Origin of the sequence: Kitasatospora sp. MY 5-36 (assembly GCF_001182915.1) — a bacterium.
In the GTDB taxonomy this organism is placed as follows: Bacteria; Actinomycetota; Actinomycetes; order Streptomycetales; family Streptomycetaceae; genus Kitasatospora.
The window spans coordinates 1-5,327 of the sequence record NZ_LFVW01000723.1; the positions used below are offsets into that span (position 1 = coordinate 1).

At 74.8% G+C, this 5,327-nt stretch carries 5 protein-coding genes and 1 pseudogene; 4 read left to right on the forward strand and 2 right to left on the reverse strand.

Annotated elements, in window-relative coordinates; genetic code table 11:
- Positions 1-582: 582 nt before the first annotated feature.
- Complete coding sequence (locus AE652_RS34480; RefSeq protein WP_063780366.1) at positions 583-978, forward strand: transglycosylase family protein; 396 nt, start codon at positions 583-585, stop codon at positions 976-978.
- A gap of 133 nt (positions 979-1,111) precedes the next feature.
- Here the strand turns inward: AE652_RS34480 and AE652_RS34485 are convergent, their stop codons facing one another.
- The gene (locus AE652_RS34485) at positions 1,112-1,696 is read right to left on the reverse strand and encodes a pyridoxamine 5'-phosphate oxidase family protein (protein WP_049658863.1); all 585 of its coding nucleotides are present in this window, start codon (positions 1,694-1,696) and stop codon (positions 1,112-1,114) included.
- 151 nt (positions 1,697-1,847) lie between these two features.
- Here AE652_RS34485 and AE652_RS34490 point away from each other — a divergent pair, with 151 nt between their 5' ends.
- A complete protein-coding gene (locus tag AE652_RS34490; protein WP_049658865.1) occupies positions 1,848-2,780 on the forward strand; it encodes a helix-turn-helix domain-containing protein in 933 nt (310 codons plus the stop codon).
- 148 nt (positions 2,781-2,928) lie between these two features.
- Here the strand turns inward: AE652_RS34490 and AE652_RS34495 are convergent, their stop codons facing one another.
- A complete protein-coding gene (locus tag AE652_RS34495; RefSeq protein WP_234348648.1) occupies positions 2,929-3,363 on the reverse strand; it encodes a CBS domain-containing protein in 435 nt (144 codons plus the stop codon).
- Positions 3,364-3,633: 270 nt separating this feature from the next.
- On the opposite strand from AE652_RS34495, the gene AE652_RS34500 reads away from it, so the two are divergent.
- Both AE652_RS34500 and ligD read left to right on the forward strand, forming a co-directional pair.
- Positions 3,634-4,068, forward strand: coding sequence for a VOC family protein (locus tag AE652_RS34500; protein WP_049658869.1), 435 nt, complete (start codon positions 3,634-3,636; stop codon positions 4,066-4,068).
- Between the two features lie 127 nt (positions 4,069-4,195).
- Positions 4,196-5,065: pseudogene (gene ligD / locus AE652_RS34505) on the forward strand (non-homologous end-joining DNA ligase); the annotation flags it as partial.
- Positions 5,066-5,327 lie beyond the last annotated feature (262 nt).

Below are 5,327 nucleotides of genomic sequence, written 5' to 3' on the forward strand. Positions count from 1 at the left end.
CGCGGCGGCCCGTCCCGCACCGGCGTCGGCCGCCCCTCCCGCACCGGCGGCCGCCTCTCCCGCGTCCGCCGTGTCCGCTGCATCGCTGTCGTTGCTCATGGGGCCGAGGCTATGCCCGCCACCGGGAGTGACGGCAGGGGGCACTCCGGGTGAGGGCTGTGGCGCGGGCCACCCGGGCGGGCGGCCGCGGCGGCGGAACCGGCACCGGCGGCTGGCCGACCGTCACGCGCCGTCGACCGTGTGGGCGGCCTCACACCGGTTCCGGAGCGGGTTCGGAGTGGCGCGGGCCACTTCCCGGGGCTATTTGATCTTGGAAATGGTGGCAAATCGGGCGAAATCGCCATATTTCCTTGATCCTTACGCGCGGTAACACCCCTCTGACGTGGCTAAACCTTCGGATCCTTGAAACCGCCCCGTCCACCCCCGTAACTTCGAACCCGTTGCACCGAGCGATCCGCTCCGGCCGGGCCAACCGCCCCCGGGCAGAACGGTGCAGGACCACGCGAGTGACGTGTCCCCGAAACCGACGGCCTTCCGAGGGCCTGGTTCCGCGCGCTCGCAGACCCCTCCGAAAGGAACTCCATGACCTTCCGTAACGAGACCGCCGCTGCCACCACCACTGCCACCCCGAAGCGCCGCAACCGCGTCCGGATGGCTCTGATGGCCGGGGCGATCACCGCCCTGCCCGTGGCCGGCCTCGTCACGGCCACCAGCGCCTCCGCCGCGCCGGCCACGGTCTGGGACAAGGTCGCCGCCTGCGAGGCGACCGGCAACTGGGCCATCAACTCCGGCAACGGCTTCTACGGCGGCCTGCAGTTCACCCAGAGCACCTGGGCCGCCTTCGGCGGCACCTCCTACGCCGCGCAGGCCCACCAGGCCACCAAGGACCAGCAGATCGCCATCGGCGAGAAGGTCCTCGCCGCCCAGGGCCCCGGCGCCTGGCCGGTCTGCTCCGTCAAGGCCGGTCTGGGCAAGTAAGACGCGGGCCACGAGGCCGCCGCACCCCGCCCGGGGTACGGCGGCCTCGTCGCGTTCCCGGCCGGAGCCCCGGCTCCCGGCCCCTCGGCCCCCGGATCCCGGCCACCCCGGTGGAACGGGCCGGTCAGGACGGTCAGGACGGCCGGGGCGGGAGCGGCAGCGGAACGGCCGGCAGCCCGTCGATGCTGCTGCCGACCAGCGGCTTGCGCTCGCAGTAGGCGCCGAACTCCTCCTCGTCCTTCCGGTCGAAGTACTGGGCGTGCAGGTCGCGATCGGCCCGGTAGTCCATGAACGGCACCGCGTACCCGCAGGAGTCGCTGACCCGCTCCGCCCGGACCAGCACGATCGCCCGCAGCCCGGATCCGTCGGCGGACGGGTCGAAGTGGCCGAGCAGTTCGGCGAACCGCGGGTCGTCCCGGAACACCGGCTCCCCGCGCCCGTGCACCCGCACCACGGTCGGCGGGCCCTCGAACGCGCACCACATCAGGGTGATCCGGCCGTTCTCCCGCAGATGGGCGACCGTCTCGGCCTGCGAGCCGCCGAAATCCAGGTAGGCGAGGGTGAGTTCGTCGATCACCGCGAGCGTCCCGGACCGGCCCTTGGGCGAGAGGTTGACGTGCCCGTCGGCGGCCAGCGGGGCGGTGGCCACGAAGTAGACCGGCTGGCGCTCGATGAACCGGCGCAGCCGACCGTCGATGGCTTCGTACTGCTTTCCCATGCCCGCCAGTCTGCCCCCATCTCGGCTGGCAAGAAACCGGATTCCGCTTCCTGAGACGCCCCGCACCGCCCGGGCCCTCCCGGGGGCCGGGCGGTGCCGCCTACGATGGCCCGTGCGCGTGTCACCCGCCGGACCGAGCTGGGGAGTTGCGATGATCGGGAACACTCCTCCCGGGACGGTCCTCGGCGCGCCGGCCGCGCCGCTGCGCGGGTACGTGCTCGGCTACCGGGGCTACCGGCTGGCGCTGCGGCAGCCGCTCCGACGGCTGGAGGTGCCGACGGACGTGGTCACCGTGGCGCTCGCCTTCGAGGGCACCATGAGCCTCACCGACGCCGTCTCCCCCGCGGCCGCGGCCTCCTTCGGCTCGGTCGCGGCCGGGCTGCGCCGCACCGCGACGGTCGCCGAACACGCTGGCGCGCTGCACGGGTTGGCCGTCTCGCTCACCCCGCAGGGCGCGTTCCGGGCGTTCGGGCCGCTGGCCGGCGAGCTCGGCGGGCACTGGGCCGAGGCCGGGGACGTCCTGGGCCCGCGGCTGCGGGCGCTGACCGACCGGCTGGCCGACGCCCCGAGCTGGCCGGCCCGGTTCGCCATGCTGGATGGGTACTTCAGCGCGCTGTTCGCGTACGGGCCGGACTGGGACCCGTCCGTGCACTGGGTCTGGCGGCAACTGCGGCACTCGCACGGGCTGGTGCCGATCGGCACCCTGGTCGAGGGCACCGGGTGGAGCCGCCGCCGACTGGAGCTGCGCTTCCGCGAGCACCTCGGGCTGGCCCCCAAGCAGGCGGCCGGCATCCTCCGGCTCCAGCGCACCCTCAACGCCCTGACCGCGTACGAGGACCACCCCTCCGGGGATCACCGCTCCGGGCACCGGCCCACCGGCGCCGACCTGGCCACGCGCTGCGGCTACTACGACCAGTCCCACCTCGACCGGACCTTCCGCGCCATGGTCGGCTGCTCGCCGCGCGCGTTCCTGGCCGCCCGGCGCACCGCCGCCGCCCTGCCCGGGCCCGCCGAGCGGGTCACCGACCGGGTCAGCGGGCGGGTGACCAGCACCGTCCTGGACCCAGGGGGCTCCGGGAGCTGAGGAGTGCGCATTCGTACAAGACGCACCGCTGCCCCGCCCGGCACGCTCGAAGGGCCCGGCCGGTACGGGGGGCCGGCCGGTCACCGGAGCGGGCGGGGCGGGGCAGGGCGGAAACGGGGCGGGGCGGGGCGGGCGGGGTGTCAGCCGGTCAGTGCTTCAGGTACACGCTGTCCATGAATTCGATGATCTGCTGATCGGTCAGCCGCTGGCCTTCGCGGTGGCCCATCGCCAGGTCGGCCTCGCTGATCATGCCCACCAGCCGGTCCCCGTCGATCACCGGGATGCGCCGGATCTGGTGCTGCTCCATCTTGCGCAGCACCGTCTCCATGCTGTCCTCGGCGCGTACGCAGTGCAGGTGGCCGCCCAGTTCGATGGCCGTCATCGTGGCCGGGTCCTTGCCCTCCGCGATACATCGCAGCACGATGTCGCGGTCGGTGATGATGCCCTTGAGCTTCTGGTCGTCGCCGCAGATCGGCAGCGCGCCCACGTGCTTGTCGCGCATCATCCGCGCGGCCTCGGCGAGCGTCTGGTGGGCGCCGATGCACTGGGCACCGGTGTGCATGATGTCTCGGGCTTTGGTCACGGGGACTCCTTCGTCGGTGGTTCCCCCCGCCGGATCCCCCCGCATCCCCCCGGCGGTGCTCCCGGGCTCCCGCCGTCGGGGCGGAAGGGGGCTGTGACCGCGCCCTCACCATAAGCAACCCCGCCTCCGCCCGCGACCCCGCGCAGCCGGAGCGGGCGAGTCCGCGCGACCTTCGAGGCGGGGCCCGGGGCGTGGCCGCAGAGTGGAGGAGAGCACGACCGGCCCGGCCACCGGCCCGGCCACCCGCACGTCCCGAGGAGTGAGCGAGCGATGGACACCACCGAGACCCCCGCCCCGCAGGTCTGGCCCAACCTGCGCGCCACCGACGCCCGGGCCCTGATCCGCTTCCTGGTCGACGCCTTCGGCTTCCAGGAAGTCGTCGCCTACGGCGAGGGCGAGTTCGTCGCGCACGCCGAACTCGCCTGGCCCGAGGGCGGCGGCGTGATGCTCGGCTCCGACCGTCCGACACCCGAGGACGCCGAACCGTGGCCGGGCCGGCCGGGCGGCTTCACCGCGTACGTGGTCACCGCCGACCCGGACGGCGTGCACGCCCGCGCGGTGGCCGCCGGGGCCCGGATCACCACCGGACTGTACGAGACCGACTACGGCTCGCGCGACTTCGCCGCCGCCGACCCGGAGGGCAACCGCTGGTACTTCGGCACCTACCCGGGCGCGCCCCGGCTGGCCGGCCGCCCACGGGGGTGAGGCGGTCCGCGGTCGCGGACGGCCCGGAGCGGCGGCGCCGAGGCGGTGGCCGCCGGACCGGGGCAGACTGACAGCGGGGCCACCCCACCAGAGGCATCGGAGGCATCGGAGGCGGACCGTGCCGCAGATGACGGTGGACGGGCACACCCTCGCCCTCTCCCACCTCGACAAGGTGTACTACCCGCGCACCGGCACCCCCAAGGGCGAGGTGCTGCGCTACTACGCCGCCGTGCATGCCGCCCTGCTCCCGCACCTGCGCGACCGCCCGGTCTCCTTCCTCCGCTGCCCGGACGGCGTCGAGGCGGAGGTGTTCGTCGCCAAGAACCCGCCGCCCGGTACCCCGGACTGGGTGCGCACGGTCGACGTGCCGAGCAACACCGGCGAGCTGCGCCAGGTGGTGCTGGAGAGCGGCGCGGCGCTGCTGGCGGTCGCCAACCTGGGCTGCCTGGAACTGCACGTCCCGCAGTGGCACGCGGCCCGACCCGCCCTCGCCGACCGGCTGGTGCTGGACCTGGACCCCGGCGAGGGCGCCGACGTGCTCACCTGCCGCACGGTCGCGCTGCTGCTGCGCGAGCGGCTCGCGGCGGACGGCCTGGCGGCCTGGGTGAAGACCTCCGGCTCCAAGGGCCTGCACCTGCTGGTCCCGATCGAGCCCGCGCCGAGCGCCCGGGTCTCCGGGTACGCGAAGGCGCTGGCCGCCGCCCTGGAGGCCGAGCACCCGGAGCTGGTGGTGCACACCATGGCCAAGGCCCGCCGCCGGGGCCGGGTGCTGGTCGACTGGTCGCAGAACAACGCCAAGAAGACCACCGCCGCGCCGTACACCCTGCGGGCCAGGCCGCTGCCGACCGTCTCCACCCCGCTGGCCTGGGCGGAGCTGGAACGGGCCGGCGACGAGCGGGACCTGGTCTTCACCCTCGCCGAGGTGCCCGACCGGCTGGCCGCCCACGGCGACCTGCTCGCCCCGCTGCTGGACCCGGAGCGGGCCCGGCCGCTGCCCGGCGCACCGGTGGCGCCACCGCCGACGGGATCACCGCCGACGGGGTCACCACCGACCAGGCGGGCGGAAGGAGCGCGGCCGGCCCAGGTGCTGCACCCGCCCGTCGAGGTGATGCGCCCGGCCGCCGTGGCCGCCGTCCCGCCCGCCGACGGCCTGGGCGGCGGGGGCGTGCAGTACGAGCTGAAGCTGGACGGCTTCCGCTGCGTCGCCTTCGCCCGGGGCGGGCGGCCCGCGTACCTCCAGTCCCGCGGCGGCCGCGACC

Bases quoted from the DNA above. Each gene is read 5' to 3' on its own strand.
- AE652_RS34480 (WP_063780366.1), top strand. From the start codon at position 583: ATGACCTTCCGTAACGAGACCGCCGCTGCCACCACCACTGCCACCCCG.
- AE652_RS34485 (WP_049658863.1), bottom strand. From the start codon at position 1,696: ATGGGAAAGCAGTACGAAGCCATCGACGGTCGGCTGCGCCGGTTCATC.
- AE652_RS34490 (WP_049658865.1), top strand. From the start codon at position 1,848: ATGATCGGGAACACTCCTCCCGGGACGGTCCTCGGCGCGCCGGCCGCG.
- AE652_RS34500 (WP_049658869.1), top strand. From the start codon at position 3,634: ATGGACACCACCGAGACCCCCGCCCCGCAGGTCTGGCCCAACCTGCGC.